Here is a 23,433-nt window from a genome sequence, read left to right on the forward strand (position 1 = left end):
CCTGTTATGTTCTAAAAGTGACCTGTTTACCCCTGATCACCACCACCGACAGGAATCACACTGCCAGTAATATATGAAGACTCATCTGATGCCAAGAACACAATTGCATTTACTTGTTCATCAATACTGCCGTATCGAGCTAAAAAAGTTCGATCAATGGTTTGATCGACCACTTGTTGCATCCATGCCTTTTCATTTTCAGACAATGGATTGGCATTTCGTGGAATTTTTCTTGGCGGTGCTTCGGTTCCCCCTGTTGCGATTGCATTGACACGAATTCCATCTTGAGCATGTTCAAAAGCCAGAGATGCGGTTAGGGCATTCACCCCGCCTTTAGACGCTGAATACGGAATACGGTTAATCCCACGCGTGGCAATAGAGGAAACATTCACAATATTGCCCTTTTGATTTTTAATCATTTCAGGCAATACTGCACGGCAACACCATAACGTTGGAAATAAGGAACGGTTAACTTCTTTAATGATTTCCTCCTCAGAAAACTCCTGAAAAGGTTTCATCCAGATGGCACCGCCGACATTATTAATGAGTACATCAACTCGGCCATAATGTTCAATTGCATGCGCCACTACGGCCTGCGCGCCTGCATAGGTTTCCAAATCTGCATGGACATAGCTGCCCGTTGCGCCTAGGCTTTGGCATTGCTGTAAAACGTCATCTACCAGATCAGAACGATCAGCCAGAACTAATGTTCCACCTTCTGCTGCAATTCGCAAAGCGACGCCTTGGCCAATGCCTTGGGCTGCGCCCGTAACGATTACAACTTTCTGATTAAACCTCTGCATTTGAGTCATCTTTTGCTCCACATGATTCAGGCCACACGATTAATTGGCAGAGAATTTTTCAAACAAGAAGCTAGCTGGTTTGATGCCTTCATTATCCAACCAGCCACGCACCGCTTCGACCATGGGTACGGGTCCACACAGATAAATGTCGACATCACCGCCATTGAGCCAGTCATTTTCGATATGACCTGTGACATACCCTTTACGTTCGTGCTGGCTGTCTGCATGTGCCACAACGGTACGATATTCAAACCAAGGGAATTTCTGCTGAAACTCGTTTAATTTTTCCAATGCGACCAAATCAAAATCATTGGTCACACCAAAGACTAAGCGTACTGGATGTTCAGAACCTTTTTCTTCCAATACCTGAAGCATGGACATGAACGGCGCAATGCCAGTTCCACCCGCCAACATTAATACAGGACGCGTTACATTCCGTAGATAGAAGCTACCAAATGGCCCTGTAAATTTCATTTTATCGCCTGCTTTGGCTTGTTTACTCAGAAAATCGCTCATCTTGCCATTGGGTACATTACGTACCACGAAACCCGTTAAACGATGGCCAGGTTTGGAACTAAACGAATAAGAACGTGTTTCCGTAGTTCCCGGAATACCCACATTGACATATTGGCCTGCAAGGAAATGAATATCGGGTTGACCTTCATCGAGCTCAATATCAAAGGTAATCGTGGAGTCAGATAGATTTTCGACTCGCGCCAAAGTCCCTTCAAAACTATGAATTTTGGTTTTACACACATCCGATGATGCTTGAATTTGAAATACCGCATCAGAAGTTGGACGACATTGACAAGCCAGAATATAGCCTTGTTCTGCTTCTTCTGGAGTCAATGCATCTTCAATATAGTTATCTTCAGGCATGTCATAACTGCCTGATTCACAAAATGCTCGACAGGTTCCACATGCGCCTTCACGACAATCTAGTGGAATATTAATTTGTTGACGATACGCTGCATCAGACAAAGTTTCGCCTTGCGCAACACGAATAAAACGGGTAACGCCATCTTCAAATTGAAGTGCTACATGATGGTTTGACATGGCATGAATCCTACAAAATTATTGAACTTTGAGACCTCAGCCAACTCTCCCTTCAGCTGAGGTTGATCTCATTTTCAGATATGGTAAATATCGATCACTTGATTGATGTAGTCGTTTTTAAGTACGACATACTTGCTCAAGATTTTTGGGCTTTCGCCAGAAAAATCGATCACATAACGCGACATGCCAAAGTAGCTATAGCTATTCTTGTAACGGAAACTTAGCGTGTTCCAGTTGAAACGTACGGTAGCTTGATCGCCTTCACGCGACTCAATTTCAACATTGCTGATATTGTGTGCGGTCCGGGTGTCTGGCATAGTGGCTGATGAGCGTTCCGTTTTAATGCGAAATACTCGATCTTCCAGACCCTGACGGTCAGGGTAATAAATGAGTGAAATTTCAGATTGAGGATCTTCGGTCAGTTGATCGTTATCGTCCCACGCAGGCATCCAGAAAGAAGCTTCTGGGGCATAGCATTCGACCCATTGATCCCATTGTTCATCATCCAGAAAACGAGCTTCGCGATATAAAAACTGGCAAACATTTTCAATCGTAATTTTATCTAAACTTGTTGAAGCGTTCATGCTGTCTCTCCTTGACTCACTGCGAACTGCTTTTCATCAGCAATTGCTTGTTTCATGGTTTTGAGCCAATACTGATGCTGCGCCAGATACAAACCTTCATCTTCTGTTTTAATCCCGCTGATTGCAGGCTTTAACCCAATCTCATTGGCAGCATCATCTGGTCCATAAATCCAGTGTTTCGCTCCACGACACATGTCGTTCCATTCCAGTTCAATCCCTGCATAACCTGCCTGACAGGCACGGAATTCTTCTAAATCATCTGGAGTTGCCATACCAGAAGCATTAAAGAAGTCTTCATACTGGCGAATACGACGGGTGCGTGCTTCGGGTTCTTCACCAACAGGTGCAATACAGTAAATCGTAACTTCAGTTTTATTGACTGAAATTGGACGTAACACTCGAATTTGTGAGCCAAATTGATCCATCAAATAGACATTTGGATAAAGGCATAAATTGCGCGAACGCTCAATCATCCACTTGGACATCGCTGCGCCAAATTTTTCGGTATATTCTTCTGCTTTTGGAAAGTTTGGACGATCTTCCGGGTTACCCCATTGCGTCCATAACAGCATATGACCATGCTCAAAACCATAAGAGCCGCCGCCTTGTTTCCCCCATGAACCCGCACTCATAGCTCGGATATTATCACCAGCCTGCGTTTCTTTACGATGTTGCGTAGTCGCCGCATAGTTCCAATGCACCGCAGAAACGTGATAGCCATCTGCACCATTTTCAGCGGTCAACTTCCAGTTACCTTCGTAGGTATACGTTGATGAACCACGCAGAACTTCTAAACCATGCTCAGATTGGTCCACAATCATGTCAATAATCTTGGTGGTTTCACCCAGAAATTCTTGCAAGGACGGTACATCTGGATTCAGGCTTCCAAACAGAAAGCCTTTATAGTTTTCAAATCGTGCTACTTTTTTCAGGTCATGCGAACCATCTTTGTTAAAGCAGTCAGAATAACCTGCATCACTTGGATCTTTAACTTTGAGTAATTTACCTGAGTTATTAAATGTCCAACCATGAAATGGGCAGGTATATGTGGATTTATTGCCACGCTTATAACGACACAATTGTGCGCCACGGTGTGAACACGCATTAATCATGGCATTCAATTCGCCATTACGATTACGTGCAATCAAAATCGGCTGACGACCAATATACGTTGTATAATAATCATTATTATTTGGAATTTGGCTTTCATGGGCCAAGTACACCCAATTTCCCTCAAAAATGTACTTCATTTCAAGGTCAAATAAAGCTTGATCGGTAAAAACTGAACGATGAAGTTTGAATTCACCGGTTTCAATATTATCAACTAGTAATTCATCAATACGGTCAAGATGGCTGGTATTGATAACAGGAATACGTGGCATATCCATTCTCCGACTTTCCAGATATTTAAGGAAGTCATCAGGTTCAGTTGTGGTATAACCCAACCTGATTCCTCATCATAATTAAGCACTCGCGCAGCGACGTTTTATTTTTAATGACGTCAACTGATTTCGCTTTTTAAGCAATTCAAAATTAAAGTGATGTGTTCAAATGGCATATTCAGATCATGACGGGCAACTTCAGCTTCATCCCTAATCTCAACAACAATCGCCACTTACCTTGTCTGCGTTTGCATATTCATGACTGATAATGTAGGTAGTCGAGTTGTGAGAACATCGACAAGAATCGTTTCGACTGATTTGTACATGGTCCGTCATCACATCAGTTATCGCTTGTTTATACCTTAAAAGAATGTTTTAATAAATTCCAACACATTATTTGTATACTAAAATACCTTTGGAGTATTCTAAATGGAACTTAGACATTTACGGTATTTTGTTGCAGTGGTTGAAGAACAGAGCTTTACGAAAGCAGCAGATAAACTTTGTATCGCACAACCGCCTTTAAGCCGACAAATTCAAAATCTGGAAGAAGAACTGGGGTTACAGTTACTCGAACGCGGCAGCCGCCCAGTGAAAACCACTTCTGTCGGTCAATTTTTTTATCAATATGCTGTTAAACTTTTGTCGAGTGCAGACCAGATGGTCTCCATGACCAAGCGTATTGCTTCTGTCGAAACCACGATTAAAATTGGATTTGTGGGTTCGTTATTGTTTGGATTATTACCCCGCATTATTTATTTATATCGACAGGCGCACCCAAATCTAAAAATTGAATTGTATGAAATGGGGACCAACGCCCAAATTGAAGCCTTAAAAGATGGCCGTATTGATGTCGGTTTTGGCCGACTTAAAATTAGTGATCCAGCAATTAAACGAACGTTACTCAGAAATGAACGTTTAATGGTCGCTGTGCATGCCAGTCATCCACTCAATCTTATGAAAGATACAGGCGTCCATTTGGCGGATATCGTCGATGAAAGAATCTTACTTTATCCTACAACTGCAAAGCCTAATTTTTCCACGCATGTCCTCTCGATCTTTTCTGAGCACGGACTCGAACCCACCAAACTTAATGATGTACGTGAGGTGCAATTAGCGTTAGGATTGGTCGCTGCGGGTGAAGGTATATGTATCGTTCCTGAAAGTACCACCAGTATTCAATTATATAATCTAAGCTATGTGCCACTGCTCGATCCCGATGCGATTAGTCCTATTTTTATTGCGGCACGAAACATGGAAGAAAGTACTTATCTTTACTCCATGCTTGAAACCATCCGCCAAATCTACGCGTATGAAGGTTTTTCCAATAATGCTTTGATGTAAATAAAGGACTACTCCGTCCTTTATTTTGGGTAAATCATTGCGCACTATTGATCTATCTTCATGATTTATTGCACAGCAGGCTCAGAAATTTTTGATTTTTCCTTTGGATCAATTACTGGGATTTCATGCTGATCAGCATGGTAAGCCAGACGATCATTGATCAGAAATACCGTCAAAATACCAATCACTGCTGGAATACTTAACGCTAGGAAATTATAAAAATGTGGCAGGTGTAACGACAATAACCATCCTGTCAAAATAGGTCCAAGAATCGCCCCGACACGCCCCATGCCCAAGCCCCAGCCAATTCCTGTTGAGCGAACATTGGGTGCATAGAAACGCGCCATATAGGCCAACAACATAATTTGTGTACCAATCGAAGCCGCACCCGCACATGCGATCAGAAAGTACAATACCACGCTGTCAAACTGGAACGACAATAAGCTTAAAGACACTGCACCAAGCAGGAGTAAAGCCATTGTCACATATTTCACATTATAACGATCACCAAGATAACCGCCTAAAATCGAGCCAATCATACCACCAACATTTAGTGAGAATAAAAAGACAAGACTTTTTGACAAATTATAACCAGCTTCGATCATGAGTTTTGGCAACCAGTTACCGAGCGCATAAACCATGATTAAAGTCATAAAAATAGAACACCAAAACATCACTGTACTAAAAGCACGTTGTTCCTTAAAAATCATTTTAACGGGTGCTTCTGCCTGAGTTTGATTACTGGCATTTAACACAAAAACATGATCTGGCTGATTTTGATAACTCGGCACTAATCTGGATAAAATATAGCGTACCGCTTCATCCTTTTTCTTACGCACCAAATAGTCAATCGAATCTGGTAATAACTTCATCAGCGGTAATAAAATAATCAACGGAATCCCCGCGATCATAAACATGATTTTCCAGCCATATACAGGGACTAGCACAGATCCCAATGCAGCGGCAACCATGCCCCCAATTGCATAACCACTGAACATTAATGTCACAAAGAAACTTTTAAATTTCTTAGGTGCATACTCACTGACCAGCGCAATGACATTAGGCATTACACCCCCAATACCAACACCTGCCAGGAAACGGAAAATTGCAAATTGAGTTGTCGTTTTAGAAAGACCACAAAGTACCGTGCATAAACTGAATAGAATAATACAAACTGCAATAACTTTTTTACGGCTAATGTTCAGATGCTCTAATTTATCGGCCATCGTACCAAAAATCAGTGCACCGAACATCATGCCAAATAACGCAACACTTCCAATAAAACCTGCGGTAACAGGATCAATGGCCCATTCCTTCATCAACAAGGGTAAAGCGACCCCATAAATCACCAGATCATACCCATCAAAAATAATAATCAGTGTACTTAAAATAATGACACGCCAGTGAAATGGGGTTAGTTTTGATTCGTCAATCATCTGATTAACATTAATGTCCTGAGACATATTCTCCTCCTTCCATAAGGAACTTTTTAAAACTTTTAGAATTTTTTGCTATAGCTTAAAAACACACGATTTTCATTAAAATCATTGCCATAACGCACTTTATAAGGAATATATAACCACTGGAACGCAACCCCTTTTAGAGCAGGATTCTGAAAGGCATAGTTCACGATCAAATTGGTTTCTTGCTCTTTATTGCGTTGGCCTAATACTGTTTTAAAATCATAACCATAGACATGTTTCAACATCATATTCAGACCAGGCACATAGTCTTTAAAATCATAGCCATACATTAAATGAATCGACTTTTCGTCAGCTTTGAAGAATCCTGTTGCATTCCAGTTGATGAAATAGGTTTCAGGTAAAAAACCATCTGGTAAAGGATAAGTATCTCCAATAATTTGTTGATAACCCAAACCAAAGGTATGGTTTTTATATTTGAGCGTTTCCAACAAACCAATATTTTGGCTATCAATATCATAATTATTATTATCTTCAACCGCTTTAAAATACTTTAGTTTACTATTTAGTGATAAATCTGGAGAAAATTTAGTTAAATAATCCACACCAATATAATGCTTATTATAAAGGTTATCTAAATTTCCATAATAATATTCCAGCTTCAAATTATTAATTGGCTGATAGCGTAGATCAATATAGTTCAAACCATCCGAATAATAGGTCGTTCCATTTTTGGTAAATGAAAGTTTATGGAAACCTTCCTGATTACGGGGTGAAACTTTCGTGATCACCCCAATTTCACCACTCAATTGATCTGTGAGTTTAGAATTTAGACTGACCCCTTGATACGATGCTAAAAGTTGTCTGCTACGATCGACTGCTGTCACAGGAAGATCAGGCCATAACTCACCGACACGCAGTTCGGTTTGATCGTATTTCAGCTTCAGTGTACCGCCATATTTTAAGAAATCACGCGCCTGTTTTTGCTCTTCAGTATCAAAAGGTAAGACTGTATCTGCCACTCCTTTATCGTGACTTAAGCGCACTGCATATTGGATTGTGCCATCTACTCCGATATCCAGATTTTCAATTGGAGTAGAATAATAATCTGACTTATAAAACAATGATGCACTTTGTGACCAGCTTCCAAAATCCTTAACAGCGCTATTATCAAAATTACGATCAATATAGGCATTTTTTAAATTAAAGGTCCAATTATCCTCCGCATAACAGGAAATTGAAAATAATGTTGAGACCCCGATTACACCAAAGACTATTCCAGTTTTATATACATTTAAATTGAATGCCGATTTCAAATAAAACATAATTTCATCCGTAAATTTAATAATGATCTTCCCGACCAGTGAGTAGAAAATATAATCACGAACTCAATTTATGTTTTTTACTATGACGTGTCGATACACGAAAAAACATATATCTATACTTTTTAAATATATTAGCAAAAGGGTTGAAGTTTACAGAACTACGGATTGCAGATAAAAAAGATCGTTATAGATATAAAATGAGATCATTTATAGAAAAAACCTAAAATTAGGTAATATAAATAAAATTATAAATTGTCACTATGATATTCAATATCAACTATAAATGATATTAATTTAATCACTATATGATAATAGTTGTTTTTTTCAAATATTGATCATGGTTACTTATAAGACTGACATCACTTTTTTGCAGGTTTGAATAAACCATTGTCTTGCGACGGGTTCATTGCTTTGCGAAAACCAGTGAATACCGACAAAAAAACCAGCCATTTCAAAGGGAAGCTCGACCACATTGACATTTGCTTGATTTAAATACTGTGCTGCAGCACGCATTGGTAAAGTTATTACAAGTTCTGTTCGGGCAAGCACCCCTTGTAAAACTCCAAAATGGGGAACCTCAAGGGCAATATTACGTTGATAACCCAAGAGTTTTAAAACATGATCCACTTGTGTATGTCCAGTGCTAGATTTAATCGCAACATGAGATTCGGCCAAATAATCCTGTAGGCTAATCTCGCCCTGAATACGTGGATGATGGCTATTGACCAATGCAACATATCGCTCTTGAAACAGCGTTTCGTACTCTAATTGATGGAATTCCAAATGGGTACTATTAAAAACAGCAGCATCGATAAATCCTTCAACCAGCCATTTTTCAACTTGATCAATTTTAATTTCTTCAATCTCAAGTTTTATCTGGGGTGCATAACATTGTAAATATTCAATCAATACAGGTAACAAGCAAATTTCACCAATATCCGAAAGCCCCAAACGAAAGACTTTATTGGATGTGGCGGGATTAAAATTTAACGCTTCATCAATCGCAATTTCGACATCACATATAGCCCGTTTAAAAACAGGATATAACTCATGTGCCAGTTTAGTGGGCTCAACACCATATTGGGTGCGTTCAAATAATGGATTGTTCAACTGATGTCTTAAACGATTTAAGTTATAACTAACCGAAGGCTGACTCAGATTCAAAATATCTGCCGCCTTGGTTATATTTTTTGTTTCATAAACGCAAATAAAGACACGTATTAAGGCCAGATCCATTGTTCATTTCCATTATTTTTATCTATTTTAAATCGAAATCAAAAAATCTCTATATGACTTACTCATATGATTGTAGATACAACAAAAGTTGAGCTATTTTATGCTAAAAAAAGAAAGAGAATAAAAAAATAAAGGGAATATGACATTAATATCATATCCCCTTTATCAGGTTTCACGACGCAAACTGTATTTTCATTTGGGCTTTGGCAAAAGCAATATCTTGTTCAATTGGGTGTTGCCATAACCAGTCAAAACGATGAATCAAATGCTGTCCAACCTGCTCAAAGGTTGAATATTCTGGTGAATACAATTCATAAATTTCACCCGATTCGCGCGAGGTACGTTGTACTTGACAAGCACGAGGCTTACGCAAATCTTCATAAACCTGTGAAAGCTTAGCTAAGTCTTGCGCACTTAGGCTTTTTTCTTCAAATAAAGCTGCTAATATTACTGCATCTTCCAGACCCTGACCTGCGCCCGCACCTTGATGCGGTAACATCGCATGTGCTGCATCACCCATAACAATGACACGTCCAGATACACTTTGATAACTGTCCAATTCGGCCAACTCATGCAAAGCCCACATACTTGGTTTTTCAATAAGTTTTAGCAATATTTGACAGCTTTCACTCCAATCTAAAAAATCAGCGAGCATGGTGTGCTGATCAACTGACTGCGTCCACGCTGTGCCTTCAGGTAATATATTTTGGCTACGATCAGATTTAAATGCGACAATATTAATTTGTTCACCACGGCGGATGGGAAAAGTCAAAATGTGTTTGTCTTTGCCTAATAACATCTGTGGAACATCTGCTATTTCTAAATCTAATCCTGCTTGTTCAAGCGCCTGTTTAAAATCCTGATATTGGATGATGCCGCGATAAGCCCATGTGCCTGTAAATTGTGGATGAACCGTTTGTTGGCCCTGACTTTTTAGTACATAACCACGCACCGCTGAATGAATACCATCAGCACCTATAACATAATCAGCATGTGCCGAAGTTCCATCCTGAAAATTTAGAATCACTTCATTCGCTGTTTCCTCAAGAGAAGTCAATTTCTTATTGAAGTGACATTTTTCACGTGGAACCTGTTTTAAAATACTATCTAGAAAATCAGCACGGTGTACAGATGACTGGCCAACTTCGGATGCAACTGAGCTTGATAAATATTCATCCGTATAACCATTTCGCCATTGGAACCAGACATCTTGAAAAGGTTGAGCCACCTGATCTGCAATAGCATGGTATTCAGCAGCCAGATTCAAGCATTCAATTGCTTTGACTGCGTTTGCACCAAAAGAAATACCCGCGCCTATTTCGGAAAATTGCGGAGCAGCTTCATATAAACTCACATCCAGATGTTGATAGCGGAATAAATTTGCGGCAAGTGCCAGACCTGCAATACCACCACCTACAATCGCAACACGAAGTTTTTTGTTCATTTCTCAAATCCTTTGAGTTCTTTCTCTACAAGGACATTGTGCGAGACACGGAGGGAACAAATCCAATTGAAAGTTTTCAAGAGTAGTTATTAAAAATTTAAATAACTGAATTTATCGCCATTAAACGCTGGATTAACACTAGCCAGTATATCCTTCAACCAGATGGAATTTTTATATTAAAATTAGTGCTTTTATACGTTTCAATATAAAATTTTACTTATTTCTCATTTGTTAATTTATGAGCTGATTTATGACTCAACTCAAATTACGTCTTCGCTTTATGGTCGATCAAGACATTGCTTTTGGCCCTGGAAAAGCTGATTTACTGGAAGCCATTCAAGCTACGGGTTCCATCTCTCAAGCTGCCAAAAAAATGAATATGAGCTATCGTCGTGCATGGCAACTGGTGGAAACCATGAACCAACTGTTTACTTCCGCACTGGTAGAAACTCATAAAGGGGGTGAGTCAGGAGGAGGCGCGGTCGTCACGCCTTTTGGCCTTAATATTTTAAAGCAGTTTAGACACATGGAACACAAAGCACTTGCCGCAATTGAAACAGACTTCCAGCAGCTTTCTCATGATTTAAAACGTTAATCTGCTAAAACGAGTTACAGCTGAGCTAAATAGTCATCGAAAAAATCTGATTGTTTGGTATTTTACGTTTCATTCGCAAGTCGAATGCCATGCAGACGTTGCGTACAAAAGTCTTCCCTTCTTCAGTCACCTTGATACTTTTTTTTCCGACTTCAATCAATTGATCTTGCTGCATTTCTTCAAGCTGCTGCAATACCTGTGGTAACTCATTAAAGTCATGTTTTGGATCTTGCCATGAAGTTTCAAACTGACACATCAGATTTAGAATATGCTGACGAATCATCAGATCTTCCTGAGTCAAAACATGTCCTCGAAAAACTGGAATTTCATTGTTTTCCAAGCGGGCATAATAGTCTTCCAATACCTTTTCGTTTTGAGCAAAACTGTACCAGCTATCACTAATCGCAGAAATACCCAAACCCACCATAACTTGGGTTTTAGAGGCGGTATATCCCATAAAGTTACGATGCAATTGCCCCTGTAAAAAGGACTGATACATCGGATCACTTTTTAGGGCAAAATGATCCATACCAATTTCAACATAACCATGATCCAGTAGCTTTTGTTTCCCAGCCTCATAAAGCATTCTTTTCACTTCATCCTTTGGCACATCATGATCTTTAAAGCCGCGTTGTCCATTGCCTTTAATCCACGGCACATGCGCATAGCTATAAAAAGCTAAACGATCAGGCAATAATCGGTTGGTTTGGTCAATGGTAAAGAGTACATCTTGCAATTCCTGAAAAGGTAAACCAAACACTAGATCATGGGAGATTGAATCATAGCCAATTTCTCTAGCCCATTCAGTTACACGGGCCACATGTTCAAAAGGTTGAATCCGATGAATCGCCTTTTGGACTTTCAGACTATAATCTTGAACTCCAAAACTGACTCGACGAAAACCCAGATCATACAACGCTTGTAAATGTTGTTGGGTTGTACTATTAGGATGGCCTTCAAAACTAAATTCATGCTGTTCAGCAATATGAGCCTGATCCAGAATCCCCCGAATCAACTGCTGCAAATGCGCGACTGAAAAAAAAGTGGGTGTGCCACCCCCCAAGTGGATTTCCCGAATGATTGGGGTTTCTCCCAATAATTCACAATACAATGACCATTCTTTTAAAACAGCTGCAATATAAGGCGCTTCAACTTCATGTCGTTTGGTCACTTTTTTATGGCAACCGCAAAAGGTACATAAGCTTTCACAAAAAGGTAAGTGAATATATAGACTGATACCTTCATTGAGATTTGATTCAATAAAAGATTGGCGTAGCGACTGTTTCCATGCGTCCAGTGAAAATGTCTCGTCTTGCCAATATGGAACTGTTGGATAACTGGTATAACGTGGGCCAGGAACATTATATTTTTGAATTAATACATTCGACATTTTAACTCACCCAAATACCATTACCTCCTTAGTATAATATAATTAACTCCATATAAAAACCTAAACAGAAAATCCATAAAAATAAAATATTAAACAAAAACAATTGCTTAAATTTTAAAAATAATCATTCTCATCATTTATTTATTGTTCTTAATTTTATTTTAATCCCGATAAATTTACTTGGTATTTTAATAGTTTTGAATTTTATTAAAATAAAAAGGCATATTAACCCAAGTTTATATGCCTTTGAATAAAAACATTCAATTAAGAACTTTTAAGCTGTTTAAGTCGTTTCATACGTGGTTTATATAGCACCTGATAAGTGACTGCCAAAATCAATAACCAGAGTGGACTGATATATAAAGCCTTCAAAGTATCTGGCTCTAACGCTAAAATCACCAAAGTGAACAGCAGAAAAGCCAACACGACATAGCTCATCCAAATCCCACCCGGCATTTTAAAATTCGACTGGGCATGTAGCTCAGGTCTAAGTTGACGATAACGTAAATAACACACCATGATCAGTCCCCAGACGCTAATAAATAAAATCACACACAAGGAACTGGCCAACGTAAAAGCTTCAATGGTGTTGGGTACAAAATACTGTAATGCTGCACCAGCCATAATAAACAGGCAGGAAAACAGTAAACCATTGGCAGGAACCGCTCGTTTGGATAAACGAGCCAACGCTTGTGGTGCCTGACCACCTCTGGATAAACCAAATAGCATACGACTAGTAGAAAATACCCCACTATTCATAGAAGAAGTGACTGAAGAAAGAACCACTAGATTCATAATAATCGCTGAAGTGGGAATACCCGCATGCAAAAATAACTCAACAAACGGGCTTTTATCCGCACTGATCATATTCCACGGCGTTACTGACATGACCACGAGTAAAGCCAGTACATAAAATAGAATAATCCGAATGGGGATTGCATTTATTGCTTTAGGTAGATTCTTTTTCGGATCTTTGGTTTCCGCTGCTGTAGTACCAATCAATTCAACCCCCACAAACGCAAAGACCGCAATCTGAAAGCCTGCTAAAAAGCCCTCGGCACCTTTGGGAAACATCCCCCCCGAAGACCAAATATTGCTAAAAGATGCCACTGTACCTGCTGGAGCCTGAAAATGGTTAAACACCATAAAACCGCCGATGGCAATTAATCCCAGGATAGCCAAGATTTTGATGAGAGCGAACCAGAATTCCACTTCACCAAATAGACGAACCGTTAGCAGATTCAGTGCCAATACAAATAGAACACAACCTGCACTGATCAGCGCTTGTCCGATAGGCGTAAAAGTCATCCCATCGGGTAGCCAAAAACCCAGATAATTAATAATCGCCGCGAGATCTGCAATACCAACCAACACCCAACCCAGCCAATACGTCCAGCCCAGATAATAACCAGCGCCTGGCCCAATCAGATCATGTGCCATATCTACAAACGATTTATAATGTAGATTAGCAAGCAAAAGCTCGCCCAGAGCTCTCATTAGGAAGAAAAACATAAACCCAATGATCATGTAAATAAACAAAATCGAAGGGCCGGCCAATGAAATGGTTTTACCAGATCCCATAAACAGCCCTGTCCCAATCGCACCGCCAATCGCAATCAGTTGCAAATGGCGATTTGACAGTTTACGTTGCAAGTCATGCGACGAATTTTCGCCTTCAGGATGACGTACTGTTGTCATAATTAAATATCCTTTTTAAATGTCCCTTTGCTTTGATCAATTTTGCGTTACTGACAACTGAAGAAATAACGAAGCAGAAGCCGCAAAACTGTTCGCCTTTTACCATCAAAATCAAAACCAGAAGGAATCCTTTTCCTTGGCAATTCTGGTTTTAAAGTTAAAATCGGTTGGATGAAAATGTATAAAAACTTTATTGTTGCGCTGCAATCACAGCAATTTCAATCAACCATGCAGGATTCACCAAATCTGCCTGAATGGTGGCTCTGGCTGGCGTTGCCAATCCATCTAGCCACTCGATCCAAATGGTATTAACTTTAGAAAAATCGTCTAAATTTTTAATAAAAAGCTGTGCAGACAGCAGACGTGATTTATCACTTTTCGCTTGTGCTAAAAGCTGATCAATCATCGTCAAGATTTCACGAGTCTGACCTTCAATATCAAGCTGTGTATTTTTAGGAACTTGTCCTGATAAATACACCACTTGATTAAAAATGGTGGCAGAACTCATTACAGGAGTTGTGTTGATTCTTTCAATATCAGATGCTGACATGATCATATCCTTCAGTTTCAATAAAAAATGGAACTCGTGCGGTTACACCACACATTAATTCATAACCAATGGTGTCTGACATCGCGGCGACTTCATCAATAGCCAAAATCGCACCTGAACGGGATTTCCCCCAGAGCACCACTTCACTACCTATTTCGACATTTTTAATTTCTGTAATATCAACCGCTAGCATATCCATACTGACACGGCCAATCGTACGTGTTCGGATGCCGTTGACCAGTACAGGAGTACCTGTGGCAGAACTGCGTTGATAGCCGTCAGCATAACCACAAGCCACGATCCCAATTTTCATGGCTTGATCTGCCTGAAAAGTTGAACCATAGCCTACAGTTTGCTTAGGTTGTAAATCTTGAATAGCAATAATCTCACTGCGCAGACTCATACTCGGCTGTAGATTCCAGTCCTGACTACTATGCTTAGGGAAATCAGGTGAACTGCCATAAAGTAAAATGCCGGCACGTACAGTTTTAGAAGTCAGTTGCGTACAATGTCGCAAAATCGCAGCACTATTACATACTGAACGTTCACCTGGTAAATCCCGAACAGTGTCTTCAAAGGTTTTAAGCTGTACATCAATTCCCGCTTGACCGAGACGTTCGCCATCCGCATCGGAAAAATGCATCATATGTGTTAGGCTTTTTACGGCTGTACAGGAATGGAGTGCGCGCCAGACTTCAGGATAATGTTCAGGCTGAAAGCCCAAACGGTTCATCCCACTATTCATTTTCAGAAAAATATCAAACTGGGCAGGTTCAGGATGCTGTAGCAACCATTTAAGCTGTACTTCACTATGAATGCTAAAACTAAGCTGGAAAACCGCACAATCAAATAGATCCTGAGCCGAAAATATTCCTTCCAGCAGTAAAATCGGCCCTGTCCAACCCAATGCTCGCAAACGTTTAGCTTCGTCTATATCTAATAAAGCAAAACCATCAGCAGTTTTGAGAGATGAATAGACTCGCTCAATCCCATGTCCATAAGCATTGGCTTTGACCACTGCAAAGACATCGTGCTGCGGAGCGTATTTTCGAGCAATTTTCAGATTATGTGCCAAAGCATCTTGATGGATGATGGCACGAATAGGACGTGGCATAGTTCTTCCCTGAACTTAATGGGTTGGTCTTAGGCTGCGTGTGAATAACGCTGTAGTGATAAGCCTTCGGTACTAATTTCAGGTGGGTGATTAAGAACAATGTCACTAATCAACTTGCCTGAACCACATGCCATGGTCCACCCCAAAGTCCCATGTCCTGTGTTCAGAAACAGATTACTAAAGCGCGTCGCACCAATGATCGGGGTACTGTCGGGTGTCATTGGACGTAAACCTGTCCAGAATGATGCTTCTGCCATATCTCCACCCGGAAACAGATCTTGCGTCACCATTTCCAGAGTTGCACGACGATCCTGATTTAATCCCAAATTAAACCCACTTAATTCAGCCATGCCACCGACACGAATACGTTGATCAAAACGAGTGATGGCAATTTTGTAAGTTTCATCAAGTACCGTAGATTGGGGTGCAAACTCAGGCCGTACAATTGGAATCGTCAGTGAATAACCTTTGACTGGATAAACAGGTAAATTTAGATGTAGTGGTTTTAGGAAATCACGCGAATAACTACCAAATGCCAAGATATAGCGATCCGCAGTTAAAACCTGACCATTGACTCGAACGCCTTTAATCTCGTCGCCTTCTACCACCAATGCTTCTACGTTTTGATTAAATTTAAATTCCACACCCAATTCTTGGGCTTTTTGCGCCAGTGCATTGGTAAATAAATAACAATCCCCTGTTTCATCATGAGGTAAATGTAAACCGCCAACCAATTTATCTTTAGCATATTCGAGTGCAGGTTCAACCTTGGCTAAATCATTTTGATAAAATAGTTCATAGCTTACGCCACACTCTTGTAGTACTTCGATATCACGATGAACTGCTTCAAGCTGCGCTTCGCTACGAAATACCTGTAGGGTGCCTTTGGCACGACTTTCGTAACTGATACCCGTGGTTTCACGTAATTCTTTTAAACAGTCGCGACTATACTCAGCGACGCGCATCATGCGCTCTTTATTTTTAGTATAGCTTTCTGGATTACAATTTTTCAGCATTTGTGCCATCCATTGAAGCTGCCACATGCTGCCATCAATATTAATCGCGAGTGGTGCATGATGTTGAAACATCCATTTCACGGCTTTAAATGGAATACCTGGCGCAGCCCAAGGGGTCGAGTAACCTGGTGAAACTTGCCCAGCATTACCAAAACTGGTTTCTTCAGCAGGTCCAGACTGACGATCAAGTACCGTAACTTGTGCTCCCTGTTGTGCAAGGTAGTACGCGCTTGCGACTCCAATCACTCCACTACCTAAAACGATCACGCGCATTTCTATTCCCTCACGCCTACCAGTGAATTTAACTAGTATATTTTTGCTTCAATAGTTTATTTCACTGTTTTAAGCACTATAATCTAGGAAAATCGGCAGTTTTGTCGTGTAGAAATTCTAAAAAAAGGAAAAAATAATGCGGGCACTGGATCGAACTGATCGACAGATTTTGGACATTCTGCAACGCGAAGGGCGTATTGCAATCAGTGAATTGGCTTCTCGCGTCAACTTATCTACGACCCCATGTTCAGAGCGGGTAAAACGTCTGGAACGTGACGGTATCATTATGGGTTACTACGCACGGCTCAATCCTGCATATGTGGATCGTAATTTGTTGGTGTTTCTAGAAATTAAGCTTTCCGCCAAATCAGGTGATGTGTTCGATCAAGTCGCACGTGATTTGATTGAAGTGCCTGAAGTTCTTGAATGTCATTTAATTTCTGGGGAGTTTGATTATCTGGTAAAAGCGCGACTTAAGGAAATGAGTGCCTATCGAAAACTGCTCGGCAATATTTTAAAAAAACTGCCAGCATCTGCTTCATCGCATAGTTATATGGTGATGGAGGAAATTAAAGAGAGCCTGTATCTGGATCTTGGCCAATGAAGTGTTTTATATAGCTACATTCTCATTAAAAGAGAATTTACATATTGTTTCACTGAATTAAGCTTTCTTTAAGTCTCAAGTTTTAAATTGAAGTCCTCAGAGCTTAAAACTTTTGCCACACTCCCCTGTGTGGTTTTTTTTGGCCAAAAATCAGAAAGATGCACTTAAAGGATGCCTTTGTATTCTAAAAAAATCATCGACATCTAAAAAAGACGTAAATTTTACTTCAATCATCTTTACAAAATAAGGTTAAAAATATTTCAGCCTTAAGACTAGAAGAGCATGGCACGATGCAGGTCTTACTGATACATTAGTCAGGTTTGATGTTTGCTTAAATATCATGCACTCGCTTCAACTCCGCGCAGTTTTGGTTCAAACTGTGAAATGAAAGGATTTTTTTGATGTTTCAACATATCCCCCCGTATGCAGGCGATCCAATTTTATCGCTTATGGAACAATTCAATGCCGACCCGCGTGAAGGCAAAGTCAATTTAAGTATTGGTCTTTATTATAATGAAGACAGTATCGTTCCTCAGCTTGATACCATTATTGAAGCACAAAAACGTATTGAACCACTGCAAAGCAAAACCAAGCTGTATTTGCCTATGGAAGGTTTCAAACCTTATCGCGAAGCAATTCAGGCATTATTATTTGGAGCAAATAGCCCAGCCGTGCAAAGTGGTCGTGCAGTGACTATTCAGACTTTAGGTGGTTCAGGCGCACTCAAAGTGGGGGCGGATTTTCTTAAGAACTATTTCCCAAATTCTGAAGTATGGGTCAGCCAACCCACTTGGGATAACCACGTTGCCATTTTTAGTGGGGCTGGTTTTAAAACCCATTTTTATCCATATTTTGATGCCCAAACTGGCGGCGTAAATTTTGAGGCAATGCTCTCCACCCTCAAACAATTACCCGAACAAAGTATTGTGTTACTACATCCTTGCTGTCATAACCCAACAGGTGCAGATTTAAACCCTGTGCAGTGGGATCAAGTGATTGAAGTGCTTCAAGCAAGTCGTTTAATTCCATTCCTTGACATTGCTTATCAGGGCTTTGGTGATGGTATGCAGCAGGATGCTTATGCAATTCGCGCGATGGATCAGGCAGGTCTGAACTTTATCGTCAGCAATTCATTCTCAAAAATTTTCTCGCTTTATGGTGAGCGCGTTGGCGGCCTGACTTTTGTTTGTGATGATGCTGAAGCCGCACAAGCAACTTTTGGACAACTAAAAGCAACTGTTCGTCGTATTTATTCGAGTCCCCCAACTACAGGGGCATGGCTAGTTGATCAAGTTCTAAATGACACCTACTTAAATCAACAATGGCAAGATGAAGTAAAGCAAATGCGTGAACGTATTATTAAAATGCGTCAAATCTTGCGGGATGAGTTAAGCAAAGCCTTACCAGAGCGTGACTTTAACTATTTAATCGAGCAAAAAGGTATGTTTAGTTATACAGGTCTTACAGGTGAACAAGTTGATACGCTACGTGAAGACTATGCAATTTATTTGGTACGTAGCGGCCGTATCTGTGTCGCTGGTCTCAACATGAATAATGTTTATGTCGTCGCAAAAGCTATTGCAGAAGTCTTGGCTAAAGAGCCGATCAGCGCTTAATCCACTGATTAAATTAACACAAAAGCCCGAGATATGCGTATCTCGGGCTTTTTTATATCAATACAAGCTTAGCATCCGAAATCAGGATGGGTTAGACGTCCAAAACCTGAATCAAGTTCTGACGACTGATGATCAGGATAATGCTCTGGCCGATTATAATGATCATTAGGCGCAAATTCATTGGAGCTCATTCTGGTAAGTCTGTGCAAAGATCTATCATCAATTCAACAGATGAGTTTTTGTGATTTTCCAAAAGCCAAATCAGTATTATCCAATTGATAATATTTAAGTCTTTAATTTAATAAATAGTTTTCATAATGCCCTATAAATATAAATTATTTTTAAAGCTTTATATGACTTTTGCCCCAATATTTAAGCTTGGAAGTATGTCCAATTCCAACATTAAAACTATTGGTCGGATCCAGCTTTTGATAAAAATTGGCTAATGCAGGCTTAGCAATATATAAATGTCCTACATTATGTTCGGCGGGATATTCTGCTCGACGTGCATCCAGCAATGTCCACATCTGGTGTTCCATTGCTAAGGGATCGACACCTTTTTTGACAATATAATCCTGATGAAACACATGACAGAAAAAATGCCCATAATATAGTTTATGTAAAATTTTTTGTTCCATGTCAGTAGGAAGTTGCTCGACCCAGTCTCGATCGTTACGGCGCAACGCAATATCCAGTGCTACAATATCTTCCACTTCACTACGATGCGTATCACGATAGCGAATGGCTGCACCCGCTATCGCAAAACGATGTAAAAAAGCTTTGCGACCTTCTTCCTCATCACATAAAAAATAAGCACCGCTAGGATGCACAGCAAAATATTCTTTTAGAAATTGCTCTGTCTGATCTTTACTATTAGTTTCAACTCTTAGAATCAGATGATGTTCATAGTGATCACGAAACTCTGTCATGCGTTTAGGAAGATGGTTTGGCAGGAAAAAAGTCAGGGCTTGTAAAAAGTGATCCGTTAGCCCCTTAATTTTAAATTTTTCTAGAAACCCATCAATTTTATCTTTTAAAGCAAAAGCTTTAGGGACATTTGCGGTGCCAAACTTCTCAATAAATAAGAAAGTATCCTTACCGTACTTTTCACCAATCAGATAAGCATCGCGATGGATATATTCCCCTGCGATCGGTAAACCTGGCAATGCAGTCAATAGATAACGGCGAATTGCAGTGAGATCATTGGCATCATTACTACCAATATAAAACACATCACTCGCCACTTTTTCATAAGTATCCAGACGTACCGCGAACACACACACTTTTCCAGCCGAACCGGATGCTTCAAATAAACGTGAAGGATCGGCATTAAATCGCGCTGGGCTATCCGCATCGACCTGAGTCACATCATGCGCATAACGCTGATCTGAAGCCTGACGGGTGGTATCATCCTGTATATCACTGGCTTGATAGCGTTGTCGTTGTAATCGGCTCAATATTTCTTCAGGGGTTTGCCCCAGATCAATGCCTAAATGATTGATGAGTTGCAATTGTCCCTGATCATCCACCTGCGCATAGAGTGCAAGTTCCGTATATGCTGGCCCTCGGCGTACCAATGCACCACCAGAATTATTACAGACTCCACCTAAAACCGATGCCCCAATACAGGAAGAACCAATCACCGAATGTGGCTCACGCTGATAAGGCTTTAAAATTTGCTCTAGACGATCCAGTGTTGCACCAGGTAAGCACACGACTTGCTGACCCTCATGAATCACGTGTATGCCTGTTAAACGACGCGTACTCATGATAATTACTGGACGATCATAGTCCTCGCCATAGGGGGTCGACCCCCCTGTAAGTCCCGTATTGGCTGCCTGCATAATCACGATACAATCTGCGGCAATCACGGCCTGTAGCACCTGCCATTGTTCAAGCAAACTTCCCGGACAGACCACTGCCAACACATTACCTTCACCAAAACGACGTCCCTGACGATACTGCCGAGTATGTTGATCATCGGTCAGGACGTGGGCTTTACCCACCAGATGTTGCAACTGTGACAACAACACGTTCAGATCAACATGGGCCAGCATGGACATCTCCTTTCAACAGGGTTAGGCTTGAATCAGTTTATTGACTTGTACCAGACAATCCGCGTTAATATCAGCAATACTTTTTGCACCCGTCAACGTCATGGCGACACGCATTTCTTTATCGATTAGATCCAGTAGATTACTCACGCCCTGTCCACCTGCTGCTGCCAATGCATAAATAAAGGCGCGTCCCAACATCACGCTATCTGCACCCAAAGCCAACATACGCACGACATCCAGACCATTACGAATACCTGAATCGGCCAAAATAGTAAGATCGCCTTTAACCGCATCTGCAATCGCAGGTAGCGCCCGCGCCGAGGACATCACACCATCCAGCTGACGACCACCATGATTGGAAACCACAATACCATCTGCACCAAAACGTACTGCATCTTTGGCATCTTCTGGATCTAAAATGCCTTTGATGACCATGGGCCCATCCCAAAACTCACGAATCCATTCCAGATCTTTCCAGGAAATCGATGGATCAAAATTGGCACCCAACCAGCCAATATAATCTTCCAGTCCTGTGGGCTTACCTAAATATTTGGAAATATTTCCCAGATCATGCGGACGCCCTAATAAACCAACATCCCATGCCCACTGAGGGTGCGTCACCGCCTGCAAATAACGGCGCATCGCAGCATTAGGCCCACTCATACCCGAATGTGCATCGCGATAACGTGCACCCGGTACAGGCATATCTACGGTAAATACCAATGTAGAACAACCCGCCGCTTTAGCGCGTTCGAGTGCATTTCGCATAAAACCACGATCACGCAATACATACAACTGGAACCACATTGGACGTCCAATCGCAGGTGTTACCTCTTCAATCGGGCACACGGAAACCGTAGATAGCGTAAATGGAATGCCCTTTTTATCTGCTGCAACCGCAGCCTGTACTTCACCGCGACGCGCATACATACCCGTTAAACCAACAGGAGATAATGCCACAGGCAGAGACAGGGTTTCATCAAACAGTTTAGTTTCCAGACTCAAACTAGACATGTCATTTAATACACGTTGTCTTAATGCAATTTCGGACAAATCTTCAACATTACGTTTCAGGGTATATTCTGCGTATGCACCACCATCAATATAGTGAAATAAAAAAGGCGGCAAACGACGACGCGCTGCTTCACGATAATCATTTGAAGAAGAAATAATCATGTTGGATCAATCCTGGTTAAACGTGTCGCACGTTTCTGGCGAGCTTCATCTTCATCCAGAGAACGTACATGATCGATGACAAATTCAATATGGCCACATACTGCATCACGTGCAGCTTGGGCATCTTTATGGTCAATCGCATCCATTACTTGAAAATGCTGATCACTAAGCAGATCAGCACTCACTGGATGCTCATACAATTTTTTACGTCCCAAAAAGACGTTGTATTGCAATAAATCAAATAAACTGCGCATCATTTGGATCAGCACTACATTATGTGATGCTTCAGCAATCGCCAGATGAAAATTGGCATCTGCAACTGCCGCCGCTGCAGAATCACCTCGTGCCTGATGATGTGCAATTTCATCAAAATATTGATGGATCTTGGCACGATCGGCTTCCGTTGAACGCAGGGCAGCATACCAAGCGGTACCCCCTTCGAGTACCAAACGTGACTCTTGCACATCAAATCGATAATGCGGGTCGTCCTGCATCAAATGGCTAATCGGTTCAACTATTAATTGCTGTGGCCATGTTTCAGGGAGTTGCTGAATATAAGTGCCATCACCACGGCGACTGGACAAAACACCCAGACTGTTAAGTTGCTGAATAGCTTCGCGTAATGATGGACGCGAAATCCCCAAACTGGTCGCTAGTTGACGCTCGGCAGGCAGACGATCTCCTTGTTTGAGATTACGCTGCTCAATAAGCGCCTGTAACTTATGTACCACCTGATCAGAGACTCGCAT

The 23,433-nt window shown here is 40.9% G+C and carries 21 protein-coding genes; 4 read left to right on the top strand and 17 right to left on the bottom strand.

The window, feature by feature from the left end:
- Window positions 1-26: 26 nt before the first annotated feature.
- The 4 genes from IAE19_RS11545 to benA form a co-directional block, all read right to left on the bottom strand.
- Entirely contained in the window at window positions 27-812 is a 786-nt protein-coding gene (locus IAE19_RS11545) for a 1,6-dihydroxycyclohexa-2,4-diene-1-carboxylate dehydrogenase (RefSeq protein WP_200461084.1), read from the bottom strand.
- Between the two features lie 30 nt (window positions 813-842).
- The gene (gene benC, locus IAE19_RS11550; protein WP_200461085.1) at window positions 843-1,859 is read right to left on the bottom strand and encodes a benzoate 1,2-dioxygenase electron transfer component BenC; all 1,017 of its coding nucleotides are present in this window, start codon (window positions 1,857-1,859) and stop codon (window positions 843-845) included.
- A 74-nt stretch (window positions 1,860-1,933) separates the two neighbouring features.
- Window positions 1,934-2,443 (bottom strand): benzoate 1,2-dioxygenase small subunit, encoded by a 510-nt coding sequence (benB, locus tag IAE19_RS11555; RefSeq protein ID WP_200461086.1) that lies wholly within the window; start codon window positions 2,441-2,443, stop codon window positions 1,934-1,936.
- Window positions 2,440-3,825: a benzoate 1,2-dioxygenase large subunit BenA gene (benA, locus tag IAE19_RS11560; protein ID WP_200461163.1), complete on the bottom strand. Its 1,386-nt coding sequence runs from the start codon at window positions 3,823-3,825 to the stop codon at window positions 2,440-2,442. The genes benB and benA overlap by 4 nt, the downstream gene beginning before the upstream one ends.
- A 429-nt stretch (window positions 3,826-4,254) precedes the next feature.
- On the opposite strand from benA, the gene benM reads away from it, so the two are divergent.
- Window positions 4,255-5,169, top strand: coding sequence for a benzoate utilization transcription regulator BenM (gene benM, locus IAE19_RS11565; RefSeq protein WP_200461087.1), 915 nt, complete (start codon window positions 4,255-4,257; stop codon window positions 5,167-5,169).
- Window positions 5,170-5,234: 65 nt separating this feature from the next.
- Here benM and IAE19_RS11570 read toward each other — a convergent pair whose 3' ends face one another.
- The 4 genes from IAE19_RS11570 to salA form a co-directional block, all read right to left on the bottom strand.
- A complete protein-coding gene (locus tag IAE19_RS11570; RefSeq protein ID WP_200461088.1) occupies window positions 5,235-6,632 on the bottom strand; it encodes an MFS transporter in 1,398 nt (465 codons plus the stop codon).
- 35 nt (window positions 6,633-6,667) lie between these two features.
- Window positions 6,668-7,915 carry an OprD family outer membrane porin gene (locus tag IAE19_RS11575; protein ID WP_200461089.1) on the bottom strand — a complete coding sequence of 416 codons (1,248 nt, stop codon included), beginning with the start codon at window positions 7,913-7,915 and terminating at the stop codon, window positions 6,668-6,670.
- 345 nt (window positions 7,916-8,260) lie between these two features.
- Window positions 8,261-9,151 carry a LysR family transcriptional regulator gene (locus IAE19_RS11580; RefSeq protein ID WP_200461090.1) on the bottom strand — a complete coding sequence of 297 codons (891 nt, stop codon included), beginning with the start codon at window positions 9,149-9,151 and terminating at the stop codon, window positions 8,261-8,263.
- Window positions 9,152-9,323: 172 nt separating this feature from the next.
- Entirely contained in the window at window positions 9,324-10,595 is a 1,272-nt protein-coding gene (gene salA / locus IAE19_RS11585) for a salicylate 1-monooxygenase (protein WP_200461091.1), read from the bottom strand.
- 250 nt (window positions 10,596-10,845) lie between these two features.
- Between salA and IAE19_RS11590 the strand changes: the two genes are divergently transcribed.
- The gene (locus tag IAE19_RS11590; protein WP_200461092.1) at window positions 10,846-11,190 is read left to right on the top strand and encodes a winged helix-turn-helix domain-containing protein; all 345 of its coding nucleotides are present in this window, start codon (window positions 10,846-10,848) and stop codon (window positions 11,188-11,190) included.
- 25 nt (window positions 11,191-11,215) lie between these two features.
- On the opposite strand, the gene hemN is transcribed toward IAE19_RS11590, so the two are convergent.
- From hemN to IAE19_RS11615, 5 genes are all read right to left on the bottom strand, one after another.
- Window positions 11,216-12,580 (bottom strand): oxygen-independent coproporphyrinogen III oxidase, encoded by a 1,365-nt coding sequence (hemN, locus tag IAE19_RS11595; RefSeq protein ID WP_200461093.1) that lies wholly within the window; start codon window positions 12,578-12,580, stop codon window positions 11,216-11,218.
- A 264-nt stretch (window positions 12,581-12,844) separates the two neighbouring features.
- Window positions 12,845-14,278 carry an amino acid permease gene (locus tag IAE19_RS11600; RefSeq protein ID WP_200461094.1) on the bottom strand — a complete coding sequence of 478 codons (1,434 nt, stop codon included), beginning with the start codon at window positions 14,276-14,278 and terminating at the stop codon, window positions 12,845-12,847.
- 190 nt (window positions 14,279-14,468) lie between these two features.
- Window positions 14,469-14,828, bottom strand: a complete 360-nt coding sequence (locus tag IAE19_RS11605) for a RidA family protein (protein WP_200461095.1) — start codon at window positions 14,826-14,828, stop codon at window positions 14,469-14,471.
- Window positions 14,815-15,942: an alanine racemase gene (alr, locus tag IAE19_RS11610; protein WP_200461096.1), complete on the bottom strand. Its 1,128-nt coding sequence runs from the start codon at window positions 15,940-15,942 to the stop codon at window positions 14,815-14,817. The genes IAE19_RS11605 and alr overlap by 14 nt, the downstream gene beginning before the upstream one ends.
- A gap of 29 nt (window positions 15,943-15,971) precedes the next feature.
- Window positions 15,972-17,231 carry a D-amino acid dehydrogenase gene (locus tag IAE19_RS11615; protein WP_200461097.1) on the bottom strand — a complete coding sequence of 420 codons (1,260 nt, stop codon included), beginning with the start codon at window positions 17,229-17,231 and terminating at the stop codon, window positions 15,972-15,974.
- Between the two features lie 136 nt (window positions 17,232-17,367).
- Between IAE19_RS11615 and IAE19_RS11620 the strand changes: the two genes are divergently transcribed.
- The gene (locus tag IAE19_RS11620) at window positions 17,368-17,835 is read left to right on the top strand and encodes a winged helix-turn-helix transcriptional regulator (protein ID WP_200461098.1); all 468 of its coding nucleotides are present in this window, start codon (window positions 17,368-17,370) and stop codon (window positions 17,833-17,835) included.
- A gap of 401 nt (window positions 17,836-18,236) precedes the next feature.
- Window positions 18,237-19,451 carry an aromatic amino acid transaminase gene (locus IAE19_RS11625; protein WP_200461099.1) on the top strand — a complete coding sequence of 405 codons (1,215 nt, stop codon included), beginning with the start codon at window positions 18,237-18,239 and terminating at the stop codon, window positions 19,449-19,451.
- Between the two features lie 68 nt (window positions 19,452-19,519).
- Here IAE19_RS11625 and IAE19_RS16750 read toward each other — a convergent pair whose 3' ends face one another.
- The 4 genes from IAE19_RS16750 to lldR all read right to left on the bottom strand — a co-directional run bounded on the left by IAE19_RS16750 (window position 19,520) and on the right by lldR (window position 23,433).
- Window positions 19,520-19,642: a hypothetical protein gene (locus IAE19_RS16750; RefSeq protein WP_265092549.1), complete on the bottom strand. Its 123-nt coding sequence runs from the start codon at window positions 19,640-19,642 to the stop codon at window positions 19,520-19,522.
- A 150-nt stretch (window positions 19,643-19,792) separates the two neighbouring features.
- Window positions 19,793-21,508, bottom strand: a complete 1,716-nt coding sequence (gene dld, locus IAE19_RS11630) for a D-lactate dehydrogenase (protein WP_200461100.1) — start codon at window positions 21,506-21,508, stop codon at window positions 19,793-19,795.
- 21 nt (window positions 21,509-21,529) lie between these two features.
- Complete coding sequence (gene lldD, locus IAE19_RS11635) at window positions 21,530-22,684, bottom strand: FMN-dependent L-lactate dehydrogenase LldD (protein ID WP_200461101.1); 1,155 nt, start codon at window positions 22,682-22,684, stop codon at window positions 21,530-21,532.
- Complete coding sequence (gene lldR, locus IAE19_RS11640; protein ID WP_200461164.1) at window positions 22,681-23,433, bottom strand: transcriptional regulator LldR; 753 nt, start codon at window positions 23,431-23,433, stop codon at window positions 22,681-22,683. The genes lldD and lldR overlap by 4 nt, the downstream gene beginning before the upstream one ends.

It is taken from the genome of Acinetobacter sp. S40, assembly GCF_016624705.1.
Taxonomy (GTDB): Bacteria; Pseudomonadota; Gammaproteobacteria; order Pseudomonadales; family Moraxellaceae; genus Acinetobacter.

What these genes read in the sequence shown, in the direction of transcription:
- alr (WP_200461096.1), bottom strand. Translation starts at nt 15,942, where the DNA reads ATGCCACGTCCTATTCGTGCCATCATCCATCAAGATGCTTTGGCACAT.
- salA (WP_200461091.1), bottom strand. Translation starts at nt 10,595, where the DNA reads ATGAACAAAAAACTTCGTGTTGCGATTGTAGGTGGTGGTATTGCAGGT.
- IAE19_RS11600 (WP_200461094.1), bottom strand. Translation starts at nt 14,278, where the DNA reads ATGACAACAGTACGTCATCCTGAAGGCGAAAATTCGTCGCATGACTTG.
- IAE19_RS11570 (WP_200461088.1), bottom strand. Translation starts at nt 6,632, where the DNA reads ATGTCTCAGGACATTAATGTTAATCAGATGATTGACGAATCAAAACTA.
- lldR (WP_200461164.1), bottom strand. Translation starts at nt 23,433, where the DNA reads ATGCGAGTCTCTGATCAGGTGGTACATAAGTTACAGGCGCTTATTGAG.
- IAE19_RS11620 (WP_200461098.1), top strand. Translation starts at nt 17,368, where the DNA reads ATGCGGGCACTGGATCGAACTGATCGACAGATTTTGGACATTCTGCAA.
- dld (WP_200461100.1), bottom strand. Translation starts at nt 21,508, where the DNA reads ATGCTGGCCCATGTTGATCTGAACGTGTTGTTGTCACAGTTGCAACAT.
- IAE19_RS11625 (WP_200461099.1), top strand. Translation starts at nt 18,237, where the DNA reads ATGTTTCAACATATCCCCCCGTATGCAGGCGATCCAATTTTATCGCTT.
- lldD (WP_200461101.1), bottom strand. Translation starts at nt 22,684, where the DNA reads ATGATTATTTCTTCTTCAAATGATTATCGTGAAGCAGCGCGTCGTCGT.
- IAE19_RS11605 (WP_200461095.1), bottom strand. Translation starts at nt 14,828, where the DNA reads ATGTCAGCATCTGATATTGAAAGAATCAACACAACTCCTGTAATGAGT.
- IAE19_RS11575 (WP_200461089.1), bottom strand. Translation starts at nt 7,915, where the DNA reads ATGTTTTATTTGAAATCGGCATTCAATTTAAATGTATATAAAACTGGA.
- IAE19_RS11580 (WP_200461090.1), bottom strand. Translation starts at nt 9,151, where the DNA reads ATGGATCTGGCCTTAATACGTGTCTTTATTTGCGTTTATGAAACAAAA.
- IAE19_RS11590 (WP_200461092.1), top strand. Translation starts at nt 10,846, where the DNA reads ATGACTCAACTCAAATTACGTCTTCGCTTTATGGTCGATCAAGACATT.
- hemN (WP_200461093.1), bottom strand. Translation starts at nt 12,580, where the DNA reads ATGTCGAATGTATTAATTCAAAAATATAATGTTCCTGGCCCACGTTAT.
- IAE19_RS16750 (WP_265092549.1), bottom strand. Translation starts at nt 19,642, where the DNA reads ATGAGCTCCAATGAATTTGCGCCTAATGATCATTATAATCGGCCAGAG.
- IAE19_RS11615 (WP_200461097.1), bottom strand. Translation starts at nt 17,231, where the DNA reads ATGCGCGTGATCGTTTTAGGTAGTGGAGTGATTGGAGTCGCAAGCGCG.
- IAE19_RS11545 (WP_200461084.1), bottom strand. Translation starts at nt 812, where the DNA reads ATGACTCAAATGCAGAGGTTTAATCAGAAAGTTGTAATCGTTACGGGC.
- benM (WP_200461087.1), top strand. Translation starts at nt 4,255, where the DNA reads ATGGAACTTAGACATTTACGGTATTTTGTTGCAGTGGTTGAAGAACAG.
- benC (WP_200461085.1), bottom strand. Translation starts at nt 1,859, where the DNA reads ATGTCAAACCATCATGTAGCACTTCAATTTGAAGATGGCGTTACCCGT.
- benB (WP_200461086.1), bottom strand. Translation starts at nt 2,443, where the DNA reads ATGAACGCTTCAACAAGTTTAGATAAAATTACGATTGAAAATGTTTGC.
- benA (WP_200461163.1), bottom strand. Translation starts at nt 3,825, where the DNA reads ATGCCACGTATTCCTGTTATCAATACCAGCCATCTTGACCGTATTGAT.